Source organism: Micromonospora alfalfae (genome assembly GCF_022230925.1).
Classification (GTDB): Bacteria; Actinomycetota; Actinomycetes; order Mycobacteriales; family Micromonosporaceae; genus Micromonospora; species Micromonospora alfalfae.
The window spans coordinates 189,323-214,452 of record NZ_JAKKFH010000006.1 but is presented as its reverse complement, the minus strand read 5'-3'; the positions used below and the strand labels follow the sequence as shown (position 1 = coordinate 214,452).

22 protein-coding genes are annotated in these 25,130 nt (G+C 73.0%); 8 read left to right on the top strand and 14 right to left on the bottom strand.

Annotation, left to right across the window (positions count from 1 at the left end; all coding sequences use genetic code 11):
- Nucleotides 1-93: 93 nt before the first annotated feature.
- The 5 genes from MED01_RS05685 to MED01_RS05665 all read right to left on the bottom strand — a co-directional run bounded on the left by MED01_RS05685 (nt 94) and on the right by MED01_RS05665 (nt 4,794).
- Nucleotides 94-1,389: a DUF2314 domain-containing protein gene (locus tag MED01_RS05685; protein WP_238667459.1), complete on the bottom strand. Its 1,296-nt coding sequence runs from the start codon at nt 1,387-1,389 to the stop codon at nt 94-96.
- A 67-nt stretch (nt 1,390-1,456) separates the two neighbouring features.
- Nucleotides 1,457-2,230, bottom strand: coding sequence for an adenosylcobinamide-GDP ribazoletransferase (locus tag MED01_RS05680; protein ID WP_238667458.1), 774 nt, complete (start codon nt 2,228-2,230; stop codon nt 1,457-1,459).
- Nucleotides 2,220-4,148, bottom strand: coding sequence for a bifunctional adenosylcobinamide kinase/adenosylcobinamide-phosphate guanylyltransferase (locus MED01_RS05675; protein WP_238667457.1), 1,929 nt, complete (start codon nt 4,146-4,148; stop codon nt 2,220-2,222). Before MED01_RS05675 ends, MED01_RS05680 begins: the two co-directional genes overlap by 11 nt.
- 131 nt (nt 4,149-4,279) lie before the next feature.
- Nucleotides 4,280-4,579 (bottom strand): hypothetical protein, encoded by a 300-nt coding sequence (locus MED01_RS05670; protein ID WP_238667456.1) that lies wholly within the window; start codon nt 4,577-4,579, stop codon nt 4,280-4,282.
- Nucleotides 4,576-4,794, bottom strand: coding sequence for a hypothetical protein (locus MED01_RS05665; protein WP_238667455.1), 219 nt, complete (start codon nt 4,792-4,794; stop codon nt 4,576-4,578). The genes MED01_RS05670 and MED01_RS05665 overlap by 4 nt, the downstream gene beginning before the upstream one ends.
- Nucleotides 4,795-5,089: 295 nt before the next feature.
- Here MED01_RS05665 and MED01_RS05660 point away from each other — a divergent pair, with 295 nt between their 5' ends.
- A complete protein-coding gene (locus MED01_RS05660; RefSeq protein WP_238667454.1) occupies nt 5,090-5,320 on the top strand; it encodes a GntR family transcriptional regulator in 231 nt (76 codons plus the stop codon).
- Nucleotides 5,321-5,374: 54 nt separating this feature from the next.
- Here MED01_RS05660 and MED01_RS05655 read toward each other — a convergent pair whose 3' ends face one another.
- Entirely contained in the window at nt 5,375-7,183 is a 1,809-nt protein-coding gene (locus tag MED01_RS05655; protein ID WP_372493588.1) for a serine/threonine-protein kinase, read from the bottom strand.
- Nucleotides 7,184-7,327: 144 nt separating this feature from the next.
- On the opposite strand from MED01_RS05655, the gene MED01_RS05650 reads away from it, so the two are divergent.
- The gene (locus MED01_RS05650; RefSeq protein ID WP_030337978.1) at nt 7,328-7,528 is read left to right on the top strand and encodes a hypothetical protein; all 201 of its coding nucleotides are present in this window, start codon (nt 7,328-7,330) and stop codon (nt 7,526-7,528) included.
- Complete coding sequence (locus tag MED01_RS05645) at nt 7,528-8,322, top strand: site-2 protease family protein (RefSeq protein ID WP_238667453.1); 795 nt, start codon at nt 7,528-7,530, stop codon at nt 8,320-8,322. The genes MED01_RS05650 and MED01_RS05645 overlap by 1 nt, the downstream gene beginning before the upstream one ends.
- 70 nt (nt 8,323-8,392) lie before the next feature.
- On the opposite strand, the gene MED01_RS05640 is transcribed toward MED01_RS05645, so the two are convergent.
- The 6 genes from MED01_RS05640 to nadA form a co-directional block, all read right to left on the bottom strand.
- Complete coding sequence (locus MED01_RS05640; protein WP_238667452.1) at nt 8,393-9,391, bottom strand: aldo/keto reductase family protein; 999 nt, start codon at nt 9,389-9,391, stop codon at nt 8,393-8,395.
- 44 nt (nt 9,392-9,435) lie between these two features.
- The gene (locus MED01_RS05635) at nt 9,436-14,340 is read right to left on the bottom strand and encodes a WG repeat-containing protein (protein ID WP_238667451.1); all 4,905 of its coding nucleotides are present in this window, start codon (nt 14,338-14,340) and stop codon (nt 9,436-9,438) included.
- Nucleotides 14,341-14,723: 383 nt separating this feature from the next.
- Nucleotides 14,724-15,284 carry a helix-turn-helix domain-containing protein gene (locus MED01_RS05630; protein ID WP_238667450.1) on the bottom strand — a complete coding sequence of 187 codons (561 nt, stop codon included), beginning with the start codon at nt 15,282-15,284 and terminating at the stop codon, nt 14,724-14,726.
- A gap of 168 nt (nt 15,285-15,452) precedes the next feature.
- Nucleotides 15,453-16,046 (bottom strand): DUF3043 domain-containing protein, encoded by a 594-nt coding sequence (locus tag MED01_RS05625; RefSeq protein ID WP_091407492.1) that lies wholly within the window; start codon nt 16,044-16,046, stop codon nt 15,453-15,455.
- Between the two features lie 113 nt (nt 16,047-16,159).
- A complete protein-coding gene (gene murA, locus MED01_RS05620) occupies nt 16,160-17,515 on the bottom strand; it encodes a UDP-N-acetylglucosamine 1-carboxyvinyltransferase (RefSeq protein ID WP_110564159.1) in 1,356 nt (451 codons plus the stop codon).
- Between the two features lie 213 nt (nt 17,516-17,728).
- Nucleotides 17,729-18,928 (bottom strand): quinolinate synthase NadA, encoded by a 1,200-nt coding sequence (gene nadA, locus MED01_RS05615; protein WP_238667448.1) that lies wholly within the window; start codon nt 18,926-18,928, stop codon nt 17,729-17,731.
- Between the two features lie 68 nt (nt 18,929-18,996).
- Between nadA and MED01_RS05610 the strand changes: the two genes are divergently transcribed.
- From MED01_RS05610 to MED01_RS05600, 3 genes are all read left to right on the top strand, one after another.
- Nucleotides 18,997-20,136: a glycerate kinase family protein gene (locus MED01_RS05610; protein ID WP_238667492.1), complete on the top strand. Its 1,140-nt coding sequence runs from the start codon at nt 18,997-18,999 to the stop codon at nt 20,134-20,136.
- A 181-nt stretch (nt 20,137-20,317) separates the two neighbouring features.
- Complete coding sequence (gene erpA / locus MED01_RS05605) at nt 20,318-20,686, top strand: iron-sulfur cluster insertion protein ErpA (protein ID WP_030337969.1); 369 nt, start codon at nt 20,318-20,320, stop codon at nt 20,684-20,686.
- A 186-nt stretch (nt 20,687-20,872) separates the two neighbouring features.
- Nucleotides 20,873-21,853, top strand: a complete 981-nt coding sequence (locus MED01_RS05600; RefSeq protein WP_238667447.1) for a carbohydrate kinase family protein — start codon at nt 20,873-20,875, stop codon at nt 21,851-21,853.
- Nucleotides 21,854-21,967: 114 nt separating this feature from the next.
- On the opposite strand, the gene MED01_RS05595 is transcribed toward MED01_RS05600, so the two are convergent.
- Together MED01_RS05595 and MED01_RS05590 are read right to left on the bottom strand one after the other, a co-directional pair.
- Nucleotides 21,968-22,201, bottom strand: coding sequence for a sulfurtransferase TusA family protein (locus tag MED01_RS05595; RefSeq protein WP_238667446.1), 234 nt, complete (start codon nt 22,199-22,201; stop codon nt 21,968-21,970).
- On the bottom strand, nt 22,198-23,349 hold the full coding sequence (locus MED01_RS05590) for a cysteine desulfurase family protein (protein ID WP_238667445.1): 1,152 nt from the start codon (nt 23,347-23,349) through the stop codon (nt 22,198-22,200). Before MED01_RS05590 ends, MED01_RS05595 begins: the two co-directional genes overlap by 4 nt.
- 230 nt (nt 23,350-23,579) lie before the next feature.
- Here MED01_RS05590 and ctaC point away from each other — a divergent pair, with 230 nt between their 5' ends.
- Nucleotides 23,580-24,551 carry an aa3-type cytochrome oxidase subunit II gene (ctaC, locus tag MED01_RS05585; RefSeq protein WP_238667444.1) on the top strand — a complete coding sequence of 324 codons (972 nt, stop codon included), beginning with the start codon at nt 23,580-23,582 and terminating at the stop codon, nt 24,549-24,551.
- 9 nt (nt 24,552-24,560) lie between these two features.
- Nucleotides 24,561-24,986, top strand: coding sequence for a cytochrome c oxidase subunit 4 (locus MED01_RS05580; protein WP_238667443.1), 426 nt, complete (start codon nt 24,561-24,563; stop codon nt 24,984-24,986).
- Nucleotides 24,987-25,130 lie beyond the last annotated feature (144 nt).

Sequence of the window (25,130 nt, the reverse complement as noted above, 5' to 3'; positions counted from 1 at the left end):
TGATCATGAAGTTATTGCCACGACACGCCGACGGCGGTGGCAATAACTTCATGATCAACGCGGGGGTGGGGGTGGGTGGGTGAGACCGGGGGGTTAGCGGGAGGGGGTTGGGGGTTCGCCTGAGTCCAGGACTGCTTGGGTCCAGCCGCCTTCTATGACGCCTGTGGCGTCCAGGACGGCCCAGTCGACCACGTCGGACGTCTCCACGACCACTGGGGCGCCGATGCGGACGCTCTGGTCGGTGTTGGCGTCGCTGGCGCTCACGCCGACGATGCGTTCCGGGGTCTCCCACGAGGTGACGCCCGCCCAGACGTACTCCGGGCCGTCGTCCCCGGGCAGGCCGTACTTCACCACCAGTTGCGACTCGGTGGGGAACTGGCCGGCGACGAAGCGGGCCCGCGCGTCATCCAACGCGTCCCGGGCGGTGGCGACCGCACGGCTCATCGCGTCACCGGAGCGGGCGTAGCGCACGTCCGGCTGGATCCCGGAGAACAGGGTCGCGCAGGCGGCGGCGTAGTAGCGCCCGTCCGGGCCGGGGTGCCCGGCCGGCGGGCGCAGGCTGAGGAACGAGTCGGCCTCCGGGTCGGTCGCCGGGTCCAGTTCGAGGCGCAGCAGCACCGGGGCGGTGGCGCCGTGCTGCTCCGGGTTGCCGTACGCCACAGCGATGTCGTGCCCGGTGACAGTGGCCAGCACCGGCAACTGCACGAACGCCGGCACCTCCTCGCCGGTGAGCCCGTCGGTCCAGTCCCGCAGGAGTCGGCGGGCCGCCCCGGTCATCACCGCACCCCAGGCGCGGGTGAGGTGGTCGGGCACCCCCTGGGTCTGCAACTCCAGGAGACCGAAGCGGCGCAGCCCCTTCGTGGTGAACCACAGGCCCTCGGTGTCCGAGGAGTACGGCACCAGCACCCAGTCGACAAGCCGGATCCGGCCGTTCTCGTCGGGGAGCGAGCGCAGCGCGGTCGCCGGGTCGAGGAACTGGAGGCCGAAGACGTCCACGACGTCGCTGTCGACGGATTCCGCCACGGCGGCCGCGACCGCCCGGGCGGCCCACTCGTGCGCGGGTGGCCAACCGGGCCGGTACTCGGCCTGTACGACCACCAGGTGCGTCGCCGCCGCCAGCCGGTCCAGCTGCTCCTTCGTGGCACCGAACGCGGTGAGCAGGTCCGGTGGCAGCTCGGGGAACTCGGCGATCGGCCGGGTGTCGACGCTCATCAGCGGGCTGTCGAGCATCTGCCGGGCGAGCCCGTGCACCGGCTCGGCCAGCCGGCCGGTCAGGGCCGCCACCGCGGTCTTCGCACTGACCTTCGGTAGCCCCGCCATCGGCACCAGGTAGGTCGCGCTGAGCGACTCCGGCACCGGAACGGGCAGGAAGTCGTCCGTGATGAGCATTGTGGGTTCCCCCGGTGGCCGCGCCGGTGTTGTCGAGCCGAACGCTACCCGGCCCGCCGGGCCCGGTTCAGCCGGACAGCACCAGACCCAGGTAGACCAGCGTGGTGACCACCTCGACGGTCGCGCCGAGGACGTCGCCGGTGATCCCGCCGAGGCGGCGTACCACGTGGTTGAGCAGCGGTAGCGCGACGGCGATCGCGGCGACGACGGTCAGCGGCCCCTGCCATGGGCGGCCCGGCACCGCGGGCACCGCCAGCAGCACGACGGCGATCGCGCCGGCGGCCACTGCCACCGGGCCGACAGTGCCGGCGACCAGCGCGCCCAGCCCGTCGGGTCGGGCCGCCGGCACGCCCCGCCGGCAGGCCACAGTGACACCGAGCCGCCCGGCAGCGGTCGCCGCGACCACCGCCGCGAGGCACGCCGGCCAGGACCGACCGGCGAGGTCGGCGAGCGCCGCCGCCTGCACCAGGAGTACGACCACCAGGGCGACCACCCCGAACGGGCCGACGTCCGGCTTCTTCATGATCTCCAGAGCGGCCTCGCCCCGCCGGTACGAGCCGAGCGCGTCCACTGTGTCGGCCAGCCCGTCCAGGTGCAGCCCCCGGCTGAGCAGCGCGCCGACGCCGACTGTCACGCCGGCCGCCACCAGCGGTGGGGCGAGCGCCCCGGCCAGCAGCAGCACACCGGCCAGTAGGGCGCCGAGCAGCGCGCCGACCACCGGGGCGAGGGCCATCGCCGTGCCGGCGACCGGGCGGTCGATGCGCCCGGCCCGCACCGGCAACGTGGTGAACGTGGTGACCGCGAGCCGGGCCCCGGCGAGCAGCCGTGGCTCAGCCGGCACGCCAGCTCGACGCCGGCTGCTCGTCCGCCCCGGTGCTGGCCGGGCCCGGTCCGGCCGGCTCCGGCTCGGCGAAGTCGGGCTCGGTCGGGTCGGGCTCGGTGAGATCCGGGTCGGCGTAGCTCGGGTCGGTGGACTCCGGCTCGTCGGCGGCCGGGTCGGTGTCGTCGGTGCCGGTCAGCGACGGGTGCACCGGAAGCGCGGCGGACAACGCCAGCACCGAGCGCAGCAGCGGCAGCGCGACCAGCGCGTTCGCGCCCTCGCCGAGATCCATCCGCAGGTCGAGCAGCGGGGTGAGACCCAGCACGTCGGCGGCGAGCCGCACGGCAGGGTGCCCGCCGTGGTCGGCCAGCAGACACCAGTGCCGGGCCTGCCCGGCCAGGTCGCGGCTCACCATGCCGGCGGCCAACCCGACCGGCCCGTCGAGCAGCACCGGCACCCGGCGGGCGGTGGCGCCGAGCAGCACGCCCGTGGCCACCGCCACGTCGCCGCCGCCGAGCTCGGCCAGGATGTCCTTGGCGCCGCGCGACGAGCGCCGGGTGCGGTGCAGCGCGTCGCGCACCGCCGCGCAGCGGATCATCCACGCCGCGTCGTCGATCTCGCCGGAGTCGGTGATCACCCGGCCCAGCACGGCGGGTGGCTCCGCGCCCGCGGTCGCCGCGAGCACCGCCGCGGCCGCCGCCTCGGTGCCGGCGCCGCACGCACCGAGCACCAGCAGTTGCACGCCCGCGTCGGCGGCCTGCTCGGCCAGTCGCCAGCCGTAGCGCAGCGCGGACTCCACCTGCTCCGGCGCGAGAGCCGGCTGGTCTTCGATCGGCGCGGAGGCCGGAGTGTCCACCACCTGGAGACTCGCGCCGCTCTCGGCGGCCAGCCGTGCCAGCGCGCCCTGACCGGCGCGGGCCTGCGCGGCGCGGCGCGCCGACTCACCGGCGACGGTGCCGGCCGCCGCCCCGCCGGCGTGGTCGCCGTGCAGCAGCAGCACCCGCACCGAGCCCCAGGCGACAGGGGTCGAGGTGCCCTGGGTGGCGGCGGCGAAGCCCACCACCCGGTCCAGCACGCCCAACCCGGCACCCGGTACGTCAAGCGTGGCCAACCGGTCGACAGCCTGCGGGCCGGCGTACTCGTCGGGCATCGGCAGTTCCATGCCGGGCTGGATGACAAGCCCGGTGGACACCATCGGCAGCGCCATGGTCGGCGCCGCCCACGGGTTGCCCGACTCCGCGGTCGGGGCGGCCGGCGGCGTGGGGGTCAGCACGTCGGGCAGCTGCACCTCGGGGGTGGGCTCGGTGTCGGCCAGGCTCGCCACGACCGGTGCGGTGGCGGCGGCCGTCGGCGCGGTCACGGTGGCGGGAGCGGACCGCTCGGTCGAGGTGACGGCCGGCTTGAGCCAGACCGGCTGACCGGCGACGACCAGTACGACAGCGTCGCAGGCGTCGGCGACCGCGCGGTTCGCAGCGCCCAGCGCGTCGGTGAACGCCCGGCCCAGCGGGGTGGTCGGCACCAGCGACAGCCCCACCTCGGGGCTCACCAGCACCACCCGGGCGGCACACCCGCGGATCGCCTCGGCCAGCTCGGCGATGGTCGCCACGTCGTCGGCGGGCTGGTGGTCCGGGTCGAGCAGCACCGTCACCCAGCCGCCCAGGTCGTCGACGAGCAGCATCTCGTTGGGCTCGGCGGACTCGAGCACGTCGGCCAGCCGGCGCGGGTCCTCGGTGGTCTCCTCGGTGGTCCAGCTGCCCGGCCGTCGGGCGCGGTGCGCTGCCAGCCGGGTCGCCCACTCGGTGTCCTCCGGGTCGCCCTCGGGCGCGGTGGCGACGTAGCGGACCACCGGCGCGTCGGTGACCAGGGACTCGGCGAACTCGGACTTGCCGGACCGGATACCGCCGAGCACCAGGACCGTGTTCCACCCGTCTACGGACATGCCCGTACCTTAGTTCTCCCGCCTTGGACCCGGGCACCTCGCCCCAGCCCAACCGAAGATCGAAAGTTCGTCCTGCGTCCGTCGCGGGCCGATGTTCCCAACCGTCGGCGCGGCACCGAGCCACGCGCACCTCAGACCGTCCGTACCCGGGTGCGCCTGGGGTGAGGTTGGGCGTGCGGATTCCGCGTCGAGAGAGTTGGTCGGGGAACCCCTTCCACGACCACGACTCCGGCGCGCTGGACATAGACCTCGCGCTTGTCGGTGGCGTTGCCCTTCGGGCCGAGGACGTAGCCCGTCAACCAGATCCAGTCGTTGTACGGGTCGGGCTCCCCGACAGCCACGAGTCGAAGCCGCAGCACCCGGTCCCCGGTGAACTGCACCGAGCACGCCAACCCGATGCGGACGATGTCGCCGGGGTGGAGCGTGGTCACGGCACCCACCCGAGGAAGCGGCGGCGGAGCCCGTCTGGCTGAGCCCAACTCAGGTCCTGCTCGGCGGAGACCAGATAGGTGCCCATGTAGACGGCCAGCGTGAACGAGGCGTCGGCGTACTCGCCCAACAGTTCTTCCCGGCGGGTGACGCAGGGCCACGGCTTGCCACACGTCTCGCAGAGCCACAGGGGCAGGACCGGTCCATGCCGCGTCATCGGCGCTCACCCGGCCGGTGCCCCCGGTTGATCGGGATGCGGTGGCGGGATCGGCAGGGTAGCTCCGCGCCGCAGCGGCAGACGTTCCGCCACCGGATCCACGACCAGACCGGCCGGTGGCGGCGCGCCAGCGTCAATGCCGCTGAGAGGAGGTAGTCGTCGAACCAAACTCTCCGCACTCGAACTCCTACGGTCGGTCGCTCATCCGCAACCAACCGTAGTTGTGTACGTCTGTGTACGTCTATAGACGTACCGAAAGACTAGACGTCTATGAACGTCTCCTATGTTTGCGTCCATGATCGACCCGCTGTCTCCGACGCCGATTTACGTCCAACTCGCAGACGTGATCGCCAAACGGATCGAGGACGGAGAGCTGCCTCCCCGGCGGCCGATCCCGAGTGAGTCGACGCTCCAGCAGGAGTACGGCGTGGCGCGTGGAACGGTCCGGGCGGCGGTGCGCCTGCTCCGGGAGCGCGGACTGGTGATGACCGTTCCCCAGCGCGGCACCTACGTCAGCGACAAGTAGGCAGGCGGACAACCCCTCGATGCCGCGCCTGCGGGCCCGGGTGCTTACCGGTGCTCAGTCGCAGTGTTCGAACCCGCTGCCGTAGCTGACCCCGCCGGTGGAGCCGCCCCACTTGACGCACGTCCCGGCGGCGACCGCCTTCACCGGTCCGGCGTAGTAGTCGAAGGACCCGCTGTCGGTGCTGCGTGTGCGCCCCTGCACCTCCAGGTACGCCGAGGCGGCCGACTTCGCGCCCACCGCGCTGTCCTTGAGGGTGACCACGCAGTTGGTGCCGGTGCCCGAGTGGTACAGCAGGAAGACCCGACCCTTGCGCTGCCCGTCCCCGCCGGTCAGCGTCGCCGAGTCGATCACCTGGTAGCCGCTGCCGCACGCCTGCGCGGCGGTGTACGGGTTGGGCCGGCTGGACGGGGTGCGGCTGGGCGTCGGTCGGCTGCTGGCCGTACCGGTCGGTGTGTTGCCCGGCGTCGCGGTGCGCGCGTCTGCGGCGGCGCTTGGCGCGTCGGTCCCTGCGACCGAGCCGGTCGGCGCGGCGGACGCGGTGCGGCTGGCGCCCGGGGTGCCGCTGGGCGCGGGTCCCGAGGGGCTCGCACCTCCGTCGTCGAGCGCACCGCCGTTCGGTGCCGCCGCCGATTCGCCGGCCAGCGCGGGCGGACGGTCCGCCCCACCCGGCTCCCCGTTGGGCCGCAGGGCCGCCACGGCCACGGCGATCAGCGCCACGAGAGCGACCGCGCCGACCCCGATCAGCAGTTGCCGGCGCCGGCCGGACGACCCCTTCCGGAACACCTCCTCCCGGGTCGAGCCTGGCCCGGTCACCGGTGAGGCCGCGAAGCCTGCCGGCCTGGGCACGGCGCCCCCGACCGGCGCGGGCTGCCCGGCCGGCGTCGGCCCGGCCAACGGCGTCGGTGCGACAGGTGGCGCGGGGGTCGGTGCGGGCGGCGTGGCGGCTGGGGTGACCGGAAGAGGCGACGGCGTCCCGGGAGCGGGCACGGCCAGCGCCCACGGTGGGCGGGCCGAGACCGGAATGCTGGCCAGTGTCGCGTCCCGGGCATCGGCGGCGGCAGCGGCCAGCTCAGCGGCGCTGCCGAACCGGTCCTCCGGACGCTTGGCCAGCGCGCGGGACACCACGGCGGCAACCGCCGGTGGGGTGTCCGCCGGCAGCGCCGCCGGGTCCTCCTGGGCGTGCCGCAGCGCCACCGCGAGGGGGTTGTCACCGTGGAAGGGCGGCTGCCCGGCAAGACAGAAGTACGCGACCGCGCCGAGCGCGTAGATGTCGGTGGCGGCCGAGACGGGCTGCCCGGTGGCCTGCTCGGGAGACATGTACGAGGCGGTGCCGAGCACCATGTTCGCGGCGGTGAGCCCGGCCATGTTGCGGGACCGGGCGATGCCGAAGTCGACCAGCACCACGGTGCCGTCGCCCTTGACCAGCAGGTTGCCCGGCTTCACGTCGCGGTGCACGATGCCGGCGAGATGGGCGGTGTGCAGCGCGTCGGCGGCCTGGGCCAGCACCGACATCGTGGTGGCCGGATCCAGCCGCCCCACCGTGCGCACCCGGGCGGACAACGGCTCGCCCTCGACGTACTCCATCACCAGGTAGTCGACCTGGCTGCCGTCGTCGAGCGCCGCCTGCCCCACGTCGTGCACCGGCACCACGCCGGGGTGCCGCAGCGCGGCCAGCATCCGCGCCTCGGCCCGGAACCGGGCGGTGAACTCCGGATCGGCGACCAGCGACGGCAACAGCACCTTCACGGCGACCTCGCGTTCCAGCAGCACGTCAGTGCCGCGCCAGACCGCGCCCATCCCGCCCGTCGCCACCCGCTCGCCCAGCCGGTACCGGTCGCCGAGCAGCACTCCCCGTGTCAGCACCGAGCCACCGTACCGGCCGGCGTCGATCGGATTGATCCACCCCGTGGGTCCCGCCGGGGCGAGCGAGCGGCCGTTGCGCGCCGGGCCGACTACGCTGGCGAGGGTTCGTCCCACGGGGACTTCAGCGGCGAGGGGAGACGCGGCATGGCGTGGAGCTGGCGGTACGAGGGCACGGACGGCCAGACGGTCGAGGGACCGGCGGAGTCGTTCGGCAGCCAGGCCGACGCCGAATCCTGGATCGGTCAGACCTGGCGGGAGCTCGCGGCGTCCGGCGTCACCTCGGTCGCGCTCGTGGAGGACGACCGGGTGGAGTACCGGATGAGCCTGCTGCCCACGGCCGAGTGATGGCCTACGACCGCCCGGGTGACGGGCTGGTCCTCGGCGTGCCCAAGGCGGCGTTCCGGCCCAGCCCGGTCTTCCTCGGCCTGGTCGCGCTCTTCGCGGTCAGCGGGGTGCTGACCTGGAACGGGTACGGCAGCGTCCGGTTCAACGTGTTCCTCTTCGTGGTGTCCGGCTGGCTGGTGTCGCTCTGCCTGCACGAGTACGCCCACGCGGTGGTGGCCTACCGGGCCGGCGACCGGGACATCGCCCATCGTGGCTACCTGACGCTCAACCCGTTGAAGTACACCCACCCGTTGCTGTCGATAGTGCTGCCGGTGGCGGTGGTGCTGCTCGGTGGCATCGGCCTGCCGGGTGGCGCGGTCTGGGTGGACCGGCACGCCATCCCGGGTCGACTGCGGCACACCCTGGTCAGCCTCGCCGGCCCGGCGACAAACGTGCTGTTCACGTTGGTGCTGGTGGCGGCGGTACGGCTCGGCACCCAGTCGGGTGGTCCGGTGGAGTTCTGGGCCGGGGTGGCGTTGCTCGCCTTCCTCCAGCTCACCGCCAGTGTGCTGAACCTGCTGCCGGTGCCCGGCCTGGACGGCGGCAACATGATCCAGCCGTGGCTCAACCCGCAGTGGCGCAAGATGTACGACCTGTTCGCGCCGTACGGCTTCATCCTGCTCTTCGCGCTGCTGTGGAACCCGCGCATCGGCGGCTGGTTCTTCGACGCGGTCTTCGCGGTCGGTGACCTGCTCGGTCTGCCGTCGTGGCTCTACGCCACCGGCCTGGAGCTGATCCGCTTCTGGCGGGGCTGATCGGGCGGGGCTGATTGCTGACCCGGCCCGGTCGGCGCGAGGGTTTCGCGCCGGCCGGGCCGGAACGGCGTCAGGGACGCTGCGCGGGGGACTCGGTCTTCGCCGGGTCCCGCTCGACGATCGGGCCGACGATGTCGTCGATCGCCTTGAGCAGGTCGGCGTCGAGCTTCACCCCGGCCGCCTTCACGTTGTCGTGCACCTGCTCGGGGCGGGACGCGCCGATGATCGCCGACGAGACGTTCGGGTTCTGCAGCACCCACGCCACGGCGAGCTGGGCCATGCTGAGCCCGGCCTGCTCGGCGAGGGGCTTGAGCTGCTGAACCCGGGTCAGCACGTCGTCGTTCATGAACCGGGAGATGAAGCCCGCACCCGACTTCTCGTCGGTGGCGCGGGAACCGGCCGGTGGCGGCTGGCCCGGCAGGTACTTGCCGGAGAGCACGCCCTGCGCCATCGGTGACCAGACGATCTGCCCGATGCCCAGCTCCTCGCTGGCCGGCACGACCTCGGTCTCGATGACCCGCCAGAGCAGCGAGTACTGCGGCTGGTTGGAGACCAGCGGGATGTGCAGCTCCCGGGCGAGCGGGTGGGCGGCGCGCAGCTGGGCGGCGGTCCACTCGGAGACGCCGATGTAGTGCGCCTTGCCGGAGTGGACGACGTCGGCGAACGCCTCCATCGTCTCTTCCAGCGGGGTGCTGCTGTCGTAGCGGTGGGCCTGGTAGAGGTCCACGTAGTCGGTGCGCAGTCGGCGCAGCGAGCCGTTGATCGACTCCATGATGTGCTTGCGGGACAGGCCACGGTCGTTGCGGCCGGGCCCGGTCGGCCAGTAGACCTTGGTGAAGATCTCCAGGCCCTCACGGCGCTCGTTCTGCAACGCCCGGCCGAGCACGTCCTCGGCCCGGGTGCCGGCGTACACGTCGGCGGTGTCGAAGGTCGTGATCCCCGCGTCGAGAGCGGCGCGGACGCAGGCGAACGCGGCGTCCTCCTCGACCTGCGAACCGTGGGTGATCCAGTTGCCGTACGAGATCTCGCTGACCATCAGGCCGGAACGGCCCAGGTGTCGGAATTCCATGCACCGACAGTAGCTCCAGTGGATCACCAGTGGCGACCGGTGCCTCAGAGCACCGGGTTGGCGTCGGTGAGTAGCCGGTCGATCTCCTCCATCACCTCGGCGCGATCGCGGTGCACCGGGTCGATGAGCGGCACGCCGCGCCGGTCCAGCGCGCCCCACCGCCCGCTGTCGCTCTCGACCAGGAACGCCACCGGGTGGATGACCAGCATCGGGTGCGCCGGCGGGACCAGCACCGTGCCGGTGCGGTCCACCACGCCCCGCCGACCCGCCACGTCGACCACGGCGAGCCCCTCGTCGGTGAATCCGTCGATCTGCTGGCCGTCGGCCAACTCGGTGACGAAGCCGTGGTAGCGGGTGGGCACGATGACCCGACCGGTCCGGTCGACAGCCCCCCACCCCTCGCGCCGCACCGCTGCCAGCCCACGACGGAACGGTCGTACCTCGGCGAAGTTGGGCGCGACCTGCACCGCCCCGGTCGCGTCGATCGCCGTCCAACCACCGTCGCCGACCACCCAGGCCAGGCCGTCGCTGAACGGCTGCGCGGCCCGGAAGGACGGCGGGATCACCGTCGTACCGAGCAGGTTGATCAGCGACCAGCGGTCGGTGTCCGGCCGGCGGACCCAGGCCAACCCGTCGTGGAAGGGCTGCGCCTCGGCGTACCGGGCGGGGACGACAACGTCGCCGTCCTGGCTGGTGTAACCCCACAGCGGCCCGTCCTGGTCCGGCAACGGGGGTCGGTCCCGGTCGAGCACCTCGTCTCGACCCCGGGGGTACGCCCCGAAGCCATCCGCCTCGGCCCGGACGGTGACCGCGTCGAGGGCGACCCGGACCCGGTCCAGCAGTTCGGCGTCGCCCGCGCCGCGCAGGTCGAGTGCCTTCTCGAAATGCTCGCAGGCCTCCATGAGCCGCCCCTGGTCGTAACACGACCGCCCGGCGTGCTCGTGCAGCGCGGCCCGTAGCCGGTCGGGCAACTCGACCGAGTTGGCCTGGGCGAAGAGCTGATCGGCCTCGGCGAAGTCGCCGCGCCAGCGCAGCACGTGGGCCAGCCGGGCCTGGGCCAGCGCGGTCCGGCGCAGCTCGCCGGTGGCTTCGGCGTAGGTGAGGGCGAGCCGACCGTCGGCCAGCGCGTCGTCCAGGTCGCCGAGAATCCGCGAGGCCACCGCCCGCAGGCTGAGCAGCCGGGCCCGGGCACGGTTGTCGACCGCCGAGCCCAACTTCTCGGTCAGCCGCCGCCGGATGGCCCGCAGGTCGTCCGGCTCCGTCAACTCCTCGCGCAGGGTGACCGGGTCCAACCGCCACCGGTACGCGGCCAGCACCTGCTCCGGGTCGCCCGGGTCGGCCAGCGACGGGCGGGTCACCACCGGCGGCGCTTCGCCGGATGGCGCCTCGTCGGATGGCGCCTCGTCGGATGGCGCCTCGTCGGGTGGCGCGGACACCTGCTCGTTCTCCCCGTCCGAGCCGCTCCTCGGGCCGGGTACGGCCGAGGCGGGTGGCCCGGACGTCGGCACCACCGACGCCGGCGGCCCGGATACGGGCACCGCGGCCGGCGGTGGTGTCGAGGCCGGTGGCGCCGTCATGGGCGTGGCGGCAGGCGGCGCGGAGACGGGCACTGCTGCGGCCGCTGGCGGTGCGGAGACCGGTGCTGCGGAGTACGGCTGTGCCGGCGCGGGTGGCGCGGAGACGGGCGCTACGGAGTACGGCTGCGCTGCGGCGGGTGGCGCGGACACTGGTGCTGCGGTCGGTGCCGGTGACGCGGAGACGGGCGCTGCGGGCGGGGCCGATACCGGCGATGCCGGAGGAGCGGAGACGGGCGTGAACGAGGCGGGCGGTGCGGAGACCGGCGGTGCGGAGACCGACGGTGCGGAGACCGGTGGTGCCGAGATGGGCGGGCTCGTGTCGTCCACGGCCGTGACATGCAGCGTCGCGTCGTCCCGCCACTCGTCGATTCGCGAGCCATCCGCCGGGCTCGCGCTCGGATCGTCGATCGCTTCCGTCGGCTCGTCGGGTGCTGCGAGTTCGTCCGTCGGGTCGTGCTCGACCGGATCGGTGTCCTCGCTGGGCGAAGCGGTGAAGGACTGCCGGTCGACCTCGGCTTCGGTCCGCTGGTGGGGCATCGCGACGACAGGTGCGCCGGGAACGGGCTGGTCGCCGTCCACCGTTCCCGTGTCGAAACCGGGCCGCGGCTCGTCGTCAGGGTCGGCCGCCCCCAGTCGACGGTCGCCGGAGAGCGGGTGGGCGGGCGGCGCGGAGACCGGGTCGAATGCGTCGTCTGATGTCGACCCGCCGGCGTGCTCGTCGGCCACGTCGAGGTGGGTGTCGGCTGCCGGCGTCGACGTCTGCGCGACCGGTGTCGCGGAGAGGTCGGGGTCACCGGCCGTCGACTCGTCGTCGACCGGGTCGAACGACCGCCGGTCCGTGGCCGGCTCGGCCTGGTCGGATTCGGCGGGCTGAGCGGGGCTGAACCACGCTTCCGGCCCGCGGGTACCCGGGACGCCGTCCGGCTCGCGAACGGGGGCCACCGGCTCTTCGGAGGGCGGCGGGGGCACGTAGCGGCGCGGCGTACCGGGGGCCGGCGGAAGCACCGGCGCGACCTCCGCCGCCGGTGGCTGCGGGTCTGCCGGAGCCGGGGCTGCCGGGGTCGGGTCGGATCGGGTCGTCGGTGGCTGCGGTGCCTGCCAGGTGGGTGGCGGGGCCGCCGACGGGCGGGCGTCCGCCGTGGGTGCCAGTCGCTCCGGCGAGTACGGGCGCTGCTGCGCGGCCGGTCGATCCGGCACGACTCGGCGATCGGCGGGGTGCGGCCGCTCGGCCGCGGGCGGGCGGTCCGGGGAGGACGGGCGGCGGTCGGTCGGTGGGGTGCCGGCCAACGGGTCGCCGATCCGACGGCGGTCCGGGCCCGGCTCCTCGCCGCGCCGCTGGTCCGCTGGACGGTCACTGGTGTCCGGGCCTGGATAACGCGGCGGCGGGGCGGGATGCGCCCTGGATGCCGGTGGCGGTTCGGCCAGCGGCCGGCGTCCCGATGCTGGCGGGGCGTCCGGGCGCTCGTCGGCGCCGGGTGGGTCCACCGGCGCGGGCAGGTATTCCAACCGCAGACGCGCGGCGGGTGGCCCCGAGACGGGCCGATCGGAGGCGGGAGAGACCGGGACTGCCGACACCGGTCGGTCCCAGCCGCGCGCGGCGGGGGAGTCGGGTGCTGGGGACACCGGTCGTTCCGGGGTGGCCGGGGCGGCTGACACCGGTCGGTCCCAGGCGGGGGAGTCGGGTGCTGGGGACACCGGTCGTTCCGGGGTGGCCGGGGCGGCTGACACCGGTCGGTCCCAGGCGGGGGAGTCGGGTGCTGGGGACACCGGTCGTTCCGGGGTGGCCGGGGCGGCTGACACCGGTCGGTCCCAGGCGGGGGAGACGGGTGCTGGCGACACCGGTCGCTCCGGGGAGACCGGCATGGCGCGGCCGGAGGCGGGCGGCGCCGTCGCGGCCGGGCGTACCTGTCGCTCGTCCTGCCGTGCCGGAGTGGCCGCCGGGCGCTCCTCGGGCCGGGACGGCGTGGCCGCCGGCCGGTCGGGTCGGGCGGCCGGCCGCGACGGCATGCCCGGGTCGGGGCTGCGGTGTGGGTCGGCGCTGCGGTACGGCTCCGCGGTGCGGTGCGGCTCGGGGCTGCGGTGTGGGTCGGGGCTGCGGTGTGGGTCCGCGGTGCGGTGCGGGTCGGTGCGGTGGCCGGGCTCCCGGGTGCGGTCCGAGGTGCGGTCCTGGCGCACCGGACCCGGCGCCGGCCAGGGCAGACTGCCGTCCGACCGCTGGCCCGGCTGTGGCCGGGGCTCGCGGTACGCGTCCTCACGAGACGCGTCATCGCGGTACCCGTTGTCGCGGTACCCGTCCGGGCTGGCCTGCTCGCGGGGTCGCCGGTCCGGGTACGCCTCGGCGCGGGCCGCCGCCTCACGGGGCTGCTGCCGGTGCGGGTCGGTGTCGGGCCGCCGCCGGTCGTCGTCGAGGCGCGGCTGGTCGGGCAGGTCCGGCTCGGGGCGACGCCGTCGTCCACCGTTCGGTGAGGGCGCCGCGCCGATTCCGTCGTCCGGGCGGTAGCGCGGCTCTGGGCGGCGCAGGTCGTCGGCGGCCCGGTCCGGGTACCCGTCGGCGCGGTATCGCGTGCGGCCGTCCACGGGTGCCCACGGGTCGGCCGGCTCGGCGGTCCGCCCGTCGTGGTCGCGGGTTGGTCGGACGCCGTACCCGTCGCCCGGGTGCCGCTCGTAACCGGCGGCTGTTCGCTCCGGTGTACCGCGCCGACGTGGTGTGTCGTCCGGCTCGGGCACCCAGCCGGGTTCGGGCCGGGGCGCGGGGGAGACTGGCGGAGAGCCCCGGTAACCCCGATCCCGCTCGGTGGGCTCCTGCCGGGGGCGGCGGCTGTCGTACCGCTCGGTGGTGGGCTGGTCCCGGTGCCAGGCGGCTTCCCGCGCGGGCCCTCGCTCGTCGGCGGGGCGTCGGTCGGACCAGGCGGTACGTCGGTCCGACTCGGGCGAGCGGCGTTCGTCGCGGCGGGGTGGCTCGGGCAGCGGACGACGGTACGGCTCATGGTCGTAGTGGCGGGAGTCAGCGCTGTCGGGCCGGCCGTAGGCGGACGTGTCCGCCGAGCGCTCGTCGCTGCCGAGTCGGCCGTAGGCCGATGCCCCGCCCGGCTCGTCGTCCACCCAGGAACGGCCGTGCGGTGTCTGTTCCGCCGGTGGTTCGTCGGACCAGGACCGGCCGAGGTAGGTGCCGTCCGGGCGGGTGGGCGCCAGCGGCGGCACCTCGGCGCGACCGGACACCGTCGCGCGGCCGCGCGGTGGCGGCTGGTGCGGCATGCCGATGTCGCCGGCGTAACGCTGGCCGGGGAACTGGGGGTGCCACTCGGCGGTCGGCTCGACCACCCAGGACGGTTCGTTCGGGTCTGACCACCGGTCGGTGTAGCGGCCGTTCATCCGCCGAGCCCGTCGCCACACCCGGCCGCTGGGCCGATTCTCGCCGGGGGTGAGGTGTCCGCAGCCGCCGTCGGGTGACCGCTGGGCGTCCGGTCGCCGCCTGCCACGCCCCGGTGGCCGGCTCGCGTCCGCTCGCTCACGCGTTGTCACCTCGTTGCAAATTGTCGCGCTGGGGCCGCACGTGCCGGTCAGATCGCCGCTCCGGCAGGCCGTAGCTGCGGATGGAGGGTAACGGCGTGGGCTCGCTCACCGCCACTGTGGTGCCGCCCACCGGCGCAAACGTTATCCCATCGGTTTCGGACATTTGGTCCTATAAGCGAATCTGGCCTCCGACCCTATCGCACTCGAAGACCGCCCGGCTGCGGCGGGATCGCCGTCCTCGTTCAGGGGTGCTCCATGATGAGGACGGCGAACGTACCGGGAGCGAGCGCCTCGTAACGGTGCGGGGCGTCGCCGGGGAACGTGGCGTAGTCGCCCGGTTCGAGTTCGACAGGTGCCCCCTCGGGCCCCACCCGCAGCCGGCCGGCAGCGACCACCACGTGCTCGATACTGCGCGGGGTGTGTCCGTGCCCGGCTCGGACCGCGCCGGGCTCAAGCGTGATCAGGTAGACGTCCCGGCGCAGGTGCGCCGCACCCGCGCTGAGCAGTGTTCCGCTGAAGTCGGCCTGCTCCGAGCGGACGTGCGGCCCGTCCCCGGCCCGGATGACCCGTACGCCGTCGTCGACGGGCTCCACCAGCCGGCTGAACGGCACACCGAGTGCGACGCCCAGCGCCCAGAGGGTCTCCACACTCGGGTTTCCGGTGCCCGACTCCAGTTGGGAGAGGGTGGACTTGGCCACCCCCGCTCGGCGGGCCAGCTCGGTCAGCGAGATACCGACCCGTTCCCGCTCCCGGCGCAGGGCGGCGGCGATGGTGGCCAGAGGGGCAGTCGGTTCCGAAGGCATGCCTTCGCTCCATTGGTCACACGTTCGGTCTGTCGAACAACGACCCGTTCAGCATGATGAACGCACGACAAGATCCGCGCAGTTACGGCAAAACTGCTGCCCCGCAGATGTCTGAGGCAGCAGTTTCGCCGTTGTTGCGCGGATCTTGGAGGGCGTGGGAGGCCGGGGTCAGACCTTGTCGCCCAGCTTGACCTGGGGCGCCGGAGCGCGCATCCGCCGGAAGGTGATCGACCGCATGACCGCGTAGAGGAAGAGCGAGCCCATCCGCTGGTCGGTCTTCGGGAAGCGCTCCCGGACCAGCTTGCTGATCTTGCGGCAGATCAGCACCGAGTCGACGACCACACCCAGCGCCAGCGCGCCCCAGAGCACGTTGGAGATCAGTCGGACCAACGGCGGCATTGCCGCGTTCGACCCGACCAGCACGATCAGCGCGCCGCCGAAGAACCAGGTGCCGACGGTACGCCGGGAGTCGACCACGTTGCGGGCCAGCAGCCGCTCCGGGCCACGGTCGCGGGGGCCACCCTCACGGCGGAACTCCGACGCCGCCTCGGCGCGCAGTTGACGGCGACGCTCCCGCTCCTCCTCCTTGGTGAGGGGACGGGTGGGGCCGGCCGGGCGACGGCCGACGGTCGGCCGCTTGGGCGTCTCCCGACCCTTGGCCGGGGTGTAACCCCGGGAACGCTCAGCGGTCTCCTCGGGGGTCACCGAGGTGACGGCCTCGTCGACGAGGTCGGTGGACTTGCGGCGAAAGAGCGACGGCACGCGGCAAGGGTAGCCAACGGTCCGCGCCCGCTGCACATCGCGGTACAGCGACCGACGGCTCCAGGTCGCAGGGCGACCTGGAGCCGTCGTAGCCGAACGATGGGTGAGCGAGGTTACGGGCGCTCGGCGTGCGCGCCCAGGTCGGCGAGCTTCGCCTCGAAGTCCTCGTAGCCCCGGTTGATCAGATCCACGCCGTACACCCGGGAGGTGCCCTCGGCCGCGAGCGCCGCGATCAGGTGGCTGAACCCGGCCCGCAGGTCCGGGATGACCAGGTCGGCGGCGTGCAGCTTGCTCGGCCCGGCGATCACCGCGGAGTGCTTGAAGTTGCGCCGGCCGAAGCGGCACGGGGTGCCGCCGAGGCAGTCCCGGTAGACCTGGATGTTGGCGCCCATCGAGTTGAGGGCCTCGGTGTAGCCCAGCCGCTGCTCGTAGACCGTCTCGTGGACGATCGACAGGCCGCGGGCCTGGGTCAGCGCCACGACCAGCGGCTGCTGCCAGTCGGTCATGAAGCCGGGGTGCACGTCGGTCTCCAACGCCACAGCGTTCAGCTCGCCACCCGGGTGCCAGAAGCGGATGCCGCCCTCCTGACCGGGGTCGCCCAGCTTCGGCGCGCGGGCGTCGGTGACCTCGTACTCGCCGCCGACCGAGCGGAAGATGTTCAGGAAGGTCATCATGTCGGCCTGCTGCGCGCCCAGCACCTCGACGTGACCACGGGTGGCCAGGGCGGCGGCCGCCCAGCTCGCCGCCTCGATCCGGTCCGGGATCGGCCGGTGGGTGTAGCCGTGCAGCTTGGGCACGCCCTGAATCTCGATCACCCGGTCGGTGTGGACCTTGATGATCGCGCCCATCTTCTGCAGGATGCAGATCAGGTCGATGATCTCCGGCTCCACTGCTGCGTTGCGCAGCTCGGTGACGCCCTCGGCCATCACTGCGGTCAGCAGCACCTGCTCGGTGGCGCCGACGCTCGGGTACGGCAGGGCGAACTTCGTGCCGTGCAGCCCGTTCGGCGCGGACAGGTGCAACCCCTCGGGCCGCTTCTCGACTGTGGCGCCGAACTCGCGCAGCGCCTGGAGGTGGAAGTCGATCGGGCGCGGGCCGATGTGGCAGCCGCCCAGATCCGGGATGAACGCGTGCCCGAGGCGGTGCAGCAGTGGGCCGCAGAACAGGATCGGGATCCGGCTGGAACCGGCGTGCACGTTGATCTGGTCGGTGCTGGCGCTCTCCACGTTCGCCGGGTCGAAGACGAGCTCGCCGTCCTCGGTGCCGTCGGTGACCTTGACGCCGTGCAGGCCGAGCAGACCTCGCACCACCTCGACATCACGGATCTTGGGCACGTCGAACAGTCGGCTCGGGCTGTCGCCGAGCAACGCGGCGACCATCGCCTTCGAAACCAGGTTCTTCGCGCCGCGCACGCGGATCCGCCCTTCGAGCGGAGTACCTCCGTGCACAACCAGGACGTCGTCGGTCAACGCAACCTCCAGCGCGTCGGGTGCTGCCGTGTTGATGGTGGGGCGCCTGAACGTTGTCGCTACCCCGGATGCGGCCATGTCGAAACGGCCCGCGTGTGTCGTCGCTTGGGCAGCATAGCCCTCGGTGACGAAAAAGGACTCGGTCACATCGGCGTGTGTGGCATTAATCGGTGATCCGGCACTTTTGCGTACCAAGAGCGCTACGGATCGTGATCAGGACACAGTCGGCGGCGGAGTGTCCGCGCCGGGCAACGCGAGCATCTGATCGAGCGCCACCCGCGCGTGGTGCGCGGTGTCGGCGTCCACCGTGATCTGGTTGACCACCCGGCCCGCGACCAGCTCCTCCAGGGCCCAGACCAGGTGCGGCAGATCGATCCGGTTCATCGTCGAGCAGTAGCAGACGGCCTTGTCCAGGAACATGATCTGCTTGTCCGGGTGCGCCAGCGCGAGCCGGCGGACCAGGTTCAGCTCGGTGCCGAGCGCCCACGCCGAGCCGGCCGGAGCCGCCTCGATGGTCTTGATGATGTATTCGGTGGACCCGACGTGGTCGGAGGCCGTGACCACCTCGTGCCGGCACTCCGGGTGGACCAGGACGTTGACCCCGGGCACCCGCTCCCGCACGTCGTTGACGCTCTCCAGGGTGAACCGGCCGTGCACCGAGCAGTGCCCCCGCCACAGGATCATCTTGGCGTCGCGCAGCTGCTCCGGGGTGAGCCCGCCACCGGGCTTGTGCGGGTCGTAGAGCACACAGTCGTCCAGCGACAGGCCCATCTCCAGAACCGCTGTGTTGCGGCCCAGGTGCTGATCCGGCAGGAAGAGCACCTTCGACCCCTGCTCGAAGGCCCAGTCCAGGGCGCGCTTGGCGTTTGACGAGGTGCAGACCACGCCGCCGTTGCGGCCCACGAAACCCTTGATGTCGGCCGAGGAGTTCATGTACGTCACCGGCACGGTGTCGCTGGCGATGCCCAGCTCGGTCAGCGTGTCCCACGCGGCCTCGACCTGGCCCAGCACCGCCATGTCCGCCATCGAGCAACCCGCCGCGAGGTCCGGCAGGATCACCCGCTGGGTGGCGGTGGTGAGGATGTCGGCGCTCTCGGCCATGAAGTGCACGCCGCAGAAGACGATGTACTCCGCGTCCGGGCGGGCCGCGGCCTCCCGGGCCAGCTTGAACGAGTCGCCGGTCACGTCGGCGAACTGGATCACCTCGTCGCGCTGGTAGTGGTGCCCCAGCACGAAGACCTTGCTGCCCAGCTTCGCCTTCGCGGCGGTGGCGCGGGCCACCAGATCCGGATCGCTGGGCGCCGGCAGGTCGCCCGGACACTCGACGCCGCGCTCGGTGTCGGGGTCGCTGCCCCGGCCGAGCAGCAGCAGAGCCGTCGCCGTGTTGGAGGGTTCCACCCAGGTCGAAGTCACGTAGCCCATGGTCCCACAGCGCGAGCGCGGCGCAGCCTCGCTCGGTGTGGGCTGCCACACTGCTCGGCATGCGCGTGCTGCTCTGCCCGGACAAGTTCGCCGGCACCCTGTCCGCACCGGAGGTGGCCGCCGCCGTCGCCGTCGGTTGGCGGACCGTCACCGACGGAGACGATCTGCTGATCCGGCCCCTCGCCGACGGCGGACCGGGCTTCGTGGAGGTGCTCGCCGAGGCCCTCGGCGGCCGGCGGGTGCCGGTGTCGACAGTCGATCCGCTGGGCCGCCCGGCGGCTGGTGAGATCCTGCTCACCGCCGACGGCTCGACCGCCTACCTGGAGAGCGCGCAGGCGTGCGGCCTGCACCTGCTCTCCGCGGCCGAGCGCGACCCGAAGACCACCACCTCGTACGGGCTGGGTCTGTTGGTGGCCGCCGCCGTGGAGAGCGGTGCCCGCACGGTAGTGATCGGGCTGGGCGGCTCCGGCACCAACGACGCCGGCGCCGGAATGCTGGCCGCGCTGGGCGTGACCCCGCTCGACCAGGGCGGCGCCGCGCTGCCGTACGGCGGGGCGGCGCTCGCCGCGGTCGACGCGCTGGACGGCGCGCCCCGGCTGCGCGGCGTCCGGCTGGTCGCGGCCACCGACGTGGACAACCCACTGCTCGGCCTGCACGGCGCCAGCAACGTGTTCGGCCCGCAGAAGGGCGCCGACCGCGCCGACGTGTTGCTGCTCGACGCGGCCCTGGAGCGTTTCGCGGCGGTGCTGGAACGGGACCTGGCCGGCTGCCCGGCGGGGCTCGGCGCGCTGCCCGGGGGCGGGGCCGCCGGCGGCATCGGTGCCGCGCTTCTCGCCCTGGGCGGCGACTGCGAGTCGGGGATCGGCCTGGTCACCCGGGCCACCCGACTCGACACCGCGCTGGACACCGCCGACCTGGTGATCACCGGCGAGGGGTCGTTCGACCATCAGTCACTGCGCGGCAAGGTCGTCGCCGGGGTGGCCGGCGCCGCCCGCGATCGGGGAGTGCCCTGCGTGGTGGTGGCCGGGCAGGTGAGCACCGGCCGGCGGGAGGCCGCCTCGGCCGGGGTGACCGACGCGTACAGCCTGGTGGAGCACTTCGGCGGCGAGGAGGGCGGCGGGCTCGACGCGGCGCTGAGCCGGCCCGCGGAGGGGTTGCGCGAGCTGGGCGCCCGGCTGGCCCGGCAGTGGAGCCGCTGAGCGCCCCGAGCCCCTGTGCTCCCGCGTCGACTGAGGGTCGACCTGCGGCGGGGGTCACGCCACGCGGGTGAGCTCGGCCAAGGCGGCGTACCATCGGTTGAGGACCACAACCGGGAATCACTGGACGGCGCGCGACGTTGGCCAGTACGTCCGGACCCAAACCGCGCAGGGAGACTTCCACGTGACCACGCCAGCGCAGACCGAGTCGACCGAGGCCCAGGCCCCTACTTCCGTCGTCCTCACCGACGTCGCGGCGCAGAAGGTCAAGGCCCTGATCGAGCAGGAGGGCCGCGACGACCTGCGGCTCCGCGTCGCCGTGCAGCCGGGCGGCTGCTCCGGCCTGCGGTACCAGCTCTTCTTCGACGAGCGTTCGCTCGACGGTGACGTCGTGACCGACTTCGGTGGTGTCGAGGTCGTCGTCGACCGGATGAGCGCCCCGTACCTTTCCGGCGCGACGATCGACTTCGCCGACCGGATCGACGCCCAGGGCTTCACCATCGACAACCCCAACGCGGGCAGCTCCTGCGCCTGCGGTGACTCGTTCAACTGAGTCACACCACACACCAGCGACGATGGGGCCGTTCTTCGGGACGGCCCCATCGCCGTACCGGTCGGCTGTCGCACCGGTCCGGGAGGGGCCGTGGCGGGTTGGTTGCCGTTGTCCGACCGAGCGGTGACCATCGCGTTGCCGTCCCGGTAGGCTGACCGCGCCCTGCTCCCGACCCCGAGGGTTGACATGAAGATCGCCGTCACCGGCTCGATCGCCACCGATCACCTGATGAGCTTCCCCGGCCGCTTCGCCGACCAGCTCATCGCCGATCAACTGCACAAGGTGTCCCTCTCCTTCCTGGTGGACGACCTGGTGCTCCGCCGCGGTGGCGTGGCGGCGAACATCTCCTTCGGGATGGGCCAGCTCGGGCTGCGCCCGGTGCTGCTCGGCGCGGTCGGCGCCGACTTCGCCGACTACCGCTCCTGGCTGGAGCGCCACGGTGTGGACTGCGACTCGGTGCACATCAGCGAGGTGGCGCACACCGCCCGCTTCGTCTGCACCACCGACACCGACATGTGCCAGATCGCGTCGTTCTACGCCGGTGCGATGAGCGAGGCCCGCAACATCGAGCTGGCCCCGGTCGCCGACCGGCTCGGCGGTCTGGACCTGGTGCTGGTCGGCGCGAACGACCCCGAGGCGATGCTGCGGCACTCGGCCGAGTGCCGCACCCGCGGGTACGCCTTCGCCGCCGACCCGTCCCAGCAGCTCGCCCGGATGCCCGGCGAGGACGTGGTGGCGCTGATCGAGGGCGCCGAGTACCTGATGACGAACGACTACGAGAAGTCGCTGCTGCAGAGCAAGGCGCAGCTCAGCGACGACCAACTGCTGGACCTGGTCAAGGTGCGGGTCACCACGCTGGGCAAGCACGGTGTGGAGATTGCCGGGCGTGGCATCGACCCGATCCACGTGCCGATCGCGCGGGAGATCCGCGCGGTCGACCCGACCGGCGTCGGCGACGGCTTCCGGGCCGGCTTCTTCACCGCGCTCTCCTGGGGTCTCGGCCTGGAACGCGCCGCCCAGGTCGGCTCGCTGCTGGCCACGCTGGTCCTGGAGACCGTCGGCACCCAGGAGTACGACGTCCGCCGCGACCTGTTCGTCAAGCGGCTCGCCGAGTCCTACGGCGACTCCGCGGCAGAAGAGGTCCGCCCCCACCTCCTCCCGGCGTAACCCCCGCCCCCACCCCGGCGATCTTGCACTTTCTGTCGCCGTATCGCGGCTTCTGCACCCCTTTGTCCACGCAGAAACTGCAAGATCGCGGGGGTGAGGGGGCGGGGCGCGGGGTTAGTGGGTGCGGCGTACGTCGTAGGCGGGGCCGTCCGGGCCGTTGACGGAGCCGAGGAACTCCTGGCCGCGCATCCGGCACCAGGCGGGGATGTCGACCGCTGCCGCCGGGTCGTCGGCCAGCACCCGGACCACAGTGCCGACCGGCACCTCGGGCATCCGTCGCGCCGCCGCGATCACCGGTAGCGGGCAGCGTTGCCCCCGGCAGTCGATCACCTCGTCCGGCACCGTCACAGCCCCACCACCCCGGCCTCGGCGCGCAGCCCGGCGACGATTCCCGGCAACTCGGTCAGGAACCGCTCCACGTCCGCCTCGGTCGTCTCCCGGTGCAGGCTGACCCGCACGTTGCCGTGCGAGAGCACCCCCATCGCCTCCAGCACATGCGACGGACGCAACGTGGACGACGTGCAGGACGAGCCGGACGACACGGCGAAGCCCCGCCGGTCCAGGGCGTGCAGCAACGCCTCCCCGTCGACGTACAGGCAGGAGAAGGTGACCAGGTGGGGGAGCCGGAGTACCGGGTCGCCGACCACCTCGACGTCGGGAACCTCCGCCGCGACCCGCTCCCGGACCCGGTCCACCAGGGCGGTCAACCGGGTCGCCTCGGCCGCCGCGTCGGCCGCCGCCGCCCGCAGGCTCGCCGCCGCCGCCACGACCGCGGGCAGGTTCACCACCCCGGGGGTACGCCCGCCCTCCCGCTCGTCGGCCGGCCAGGGTGACTCCCAGCGAACGCCCTTCCGGACCGCCAGCACCCCCACGCCGGGTGGCCCACCCCACTTGTGCGCGCTCGCCGTGAGCACCGACCAGCCGGCCGGCAGTGGCACCCGGCCCACCGACTGCGCCGCGTCCACGTACAGCGGCACACCCACGTCGGCGCAGGCCGCCGCCGCCGCGGCGACCGGCTGCACCGTCCCCACCTCGTGACTGGCGGTGATCAGCGCGGCCAGCGCGACCCCCGGGGCCCGAACGGCTGTCGACCACGCCGTCAGGTCCAGCCGGCCCAACCGGTCGACCGGCACCACTGTGGCGGTCCCGCCCGCGCCGACGTGCCGCTCCGCCGCGTGCAGCACCGCCGAGTGCTCGATCGCCGAGTGCACCAGCGTCGACCCGACCCGGCGTCGCCCCTTCAGGCCGCCGAGCACCGCCCCGTGGGCCGCTGTCGTACCACTGGGGGTGAAAGAGACCTCGTCGGCGCGGACGCCGAGCGTCAGGGCGGTGGCCTCGCGGGCGGCGTCGAGCAGTTGCCGGGCCCGGCGGGCCTGCGTGTACAGCTTGCCCGGGTCGGCCCAGCCGTCGTCGAGCGCGGCCAGCAGAGCCTGCCGCGCGACCGGATGCATCGGCGCGGCGGTCGCCGCGTCCAGGTAGACCGGGGATGCGCTCACAGACCCGCCTTCGTTCGTGGCTGCGGGGCTCGCAACGCCGGCTCACTCCACGCCTTCACAGACCAAGACGCTATCGCGGCGGTATGCCCAGGATCCCCCCGATGGGGGTCGGACAGTGACCCCACCACGGCCGAGTCCGTCATGGTCGAGTAATCTGCGACCGTCGGTGACGCCTTTGCCGCGGGTGCCGAGGAAAGACGCACCGCGGCGCGCTAGGGAGGCAGGACCAGGTGGTCGCAAGGAGTTCGGAGGTACGGCCGTCGGCCGTACGGCACAGCGCTTCCCCAGGGGTTGGTGGACGCCGGGGGCGTGGTGCTGGTCGCCTGGCCGGGCTCGGTCTCGGTGGCGTGGCGTTGCTGGTTCTGCTCACGGGCTGTGACGTCGGTCGGACGTTCGACGGCTTCGGCTGGCCGCAGGGCGGCATCTCGGCGGAGTCCAAGCGGATGTACGACCTGTGGATCGCCTCCTGCATCGCCGCGCTCGCCGTCGGCGTCTTCGTGTGGGGCCTGATCTTCTGGTGCGTCGTGCGTTACCGCAAGCGTGGCAACGCGCTGCCGGTGCAGACCCGCTACAACATGCCGATGGAGTTCCTCTACACCATCGCGCCGATCCTGATCGTCTCCGTGCTCTTCTACTACACGGCGATCGTGCAGACCGACGTCGACAAGTTGTCGAAGAACCCGGACGTCACTGTCGAGGTCGTCGCGTTCAAGTGGAACTGGCAGTTCAACTACCGGGACGGCCAGGGCACGGAAGCCCGCACCACCGCGTCGACGCTCGGCACCAGTGAGGTCATCCCGGTGCTGGTGCTGCCGACCAACCGGTCCATCCGGTTCGAGGAGACCAGCCGCGACGTCATCCACTCGTTCTGGGTGCCGGAGCTGCTCTTCAAGCGGGACGTCATGCCGGGCAAGATCCGCAACGTGTTCGAGGTCTCAAGCCTGGACGCCGAGGGTGCCTACGTCGGCCGCTGCGCCGAACTGTGCGGCAGCTACCACGCGTTCATGAACTTCGAGCTGCGGGTGGTTTCGCCGGAGAAGTACGACCAGTTCCTCGCGGCCAAGCAGAGCGGCAAGTCCACCCAGGATGCGCTGTCCGCGATCGGTGAGCAGCCGTACGCGACGACCACGCAGCCGTTCGACACGCGGCGGACGCAGGACAACTTCAACCCGGACGACGTTCCGGCCCGCACGGGAAGCTGAGGCAGCCGCATGAAGACCGAGTGGCGTATCTTCCTGATCATCGCCGGGTTCCTCTTCGGCGCCACCATCCTCTACGGCGCCTGGACGAACGGTGAGTCGGGCGGCGTCGAGTGGGTCGGCACCGTCGCCCTGCTGCTGTCGTTCCTGCTCTGCTCGATGTGCGGTGGCTTCTTCTGGTTCGTCTCCCGCCGCATCGACCTGCGCCCGGAGGACCGCCCGGACGCCGAGATCGCCGACGGCGCTGGTGAGGTCGGCTTCTTCAGCCCGGGCAGCTACTGGCCGTTCGGTCTGGCGCTGGCCGCCGCGATCGCCGCGCTCGGCCTGGTGTTCTGGCAGTACTGGCTGATCGGTGCCGGCCTGGTGGCCGTCGTCTTCTCCGCCTGTGGGCTTCTGTTCGAGTACTACAGCGGCACCCGGCGTACCGCCGAGCACTGACCCATCCGGTCGCCGTCGCGACCGACCAGGCACGACGAAGGCCCGTTCCCCGAGTGGGGAGCGGGCCTTCGGTCATGCGCCATCTCGGCTCGGCTGGCGCGGCGCGGCGGCTAGGCGGCGGGGCGGTGAGGCGGTGCGGCGGTG

What these genes read in the sequence shown, in the direction of transcription:
- MED01_RS05640 (WP_238667452.1), bottom strand. Translation starts at nt 9,391, where the DNA reads ATGGAATTCCGACACCTGGGCCGTTCCGGCCTGATGGTCAGCGAGATC.
- MED01_RS05580 (WP_238667443.1), top strand. Translation starts at nt 24,561, where the DNA reads ATGAAGACCGAGTGGCGTATCTTCCTGATCATCGCCGGGTTCCTCTTC.
- MED01_RS05665 (WP_238667455.1), bottom strand. Translation starts at nt 4,794, where the DNA reads ATGACGCGGCATGGACCGGTCCTGCCCCTGTGGCTCTGCGAGACGTGT.
- MED01_RS05645 (WP_238667453.1), top strand. Translation starts at nt 7,528, where the DNA reads ATGGCCTACGACCGCCCGGGTGACGGGCTGGTCCTCGGCGTGCCCAAG.
- MED01_RS05610 (WP_238667492.1), top strand. Translation starts at nt 18,997, where the DNA reads ATGCGCGTGCTGCTCTGCCCGGACAAGTTCGCCGGCACCCTGTCCGCA.
- MED01_RS05675 (WP_238667457.1), bottom strand. Translation starts at nt 4,148, where the DNA reads ATGTCCGTAGACGGGTGGAACACGGTCCTGGTGCTCGGCGGTATCCGG.
- MED01_RS05660 (WP_238667454.1), top strand. Translation starts at nt 5,090, where the DNA reads ATGATCGACCCGCTGTCTCCGACGCCGATTTACGTCCAACTCGCAGAC.
- MED01_RS05650 (WP_030337978.1), top strand. Translation starts at nt 7,328, where the DNA reads ATGGCGTGGAGCTGGCGGTACGAGGGCACGGACGGCCAGACGGTCGAG.
- MED01_RS05635 (WP_238667451.1), bottom strand. Translation starts at nt 14,340, where the DNA reads ATGAACGGCCGCTACACCGACCGGTGGTCAGACCCGAACGAACCGTCC.
- MED01_RS05600 (WP_238667447.1), top strand. Translation starts at nt 20,873, where the DNA reads ATGAAGATCGCCGTCACCGGCTCGATCGCCACCGATCACCTGATGAGC.
- MED01_RS05630 (WP_238667450.1), bottom strand. Translation starts at nt 15,284, where the DNA reads ATGCCTTCGGAACCGACTGCCCCTCTGGCCACCATCGCCGCCGCCCTG.
- MED01_RS05685 (WP_238667459.1), bottom strand. Translation starts at nt 1,389, where the DNA reads ATGCTCATCACGGACGACTTCCTGCCCGTTCCGGTGCCGGAGTCGCTC.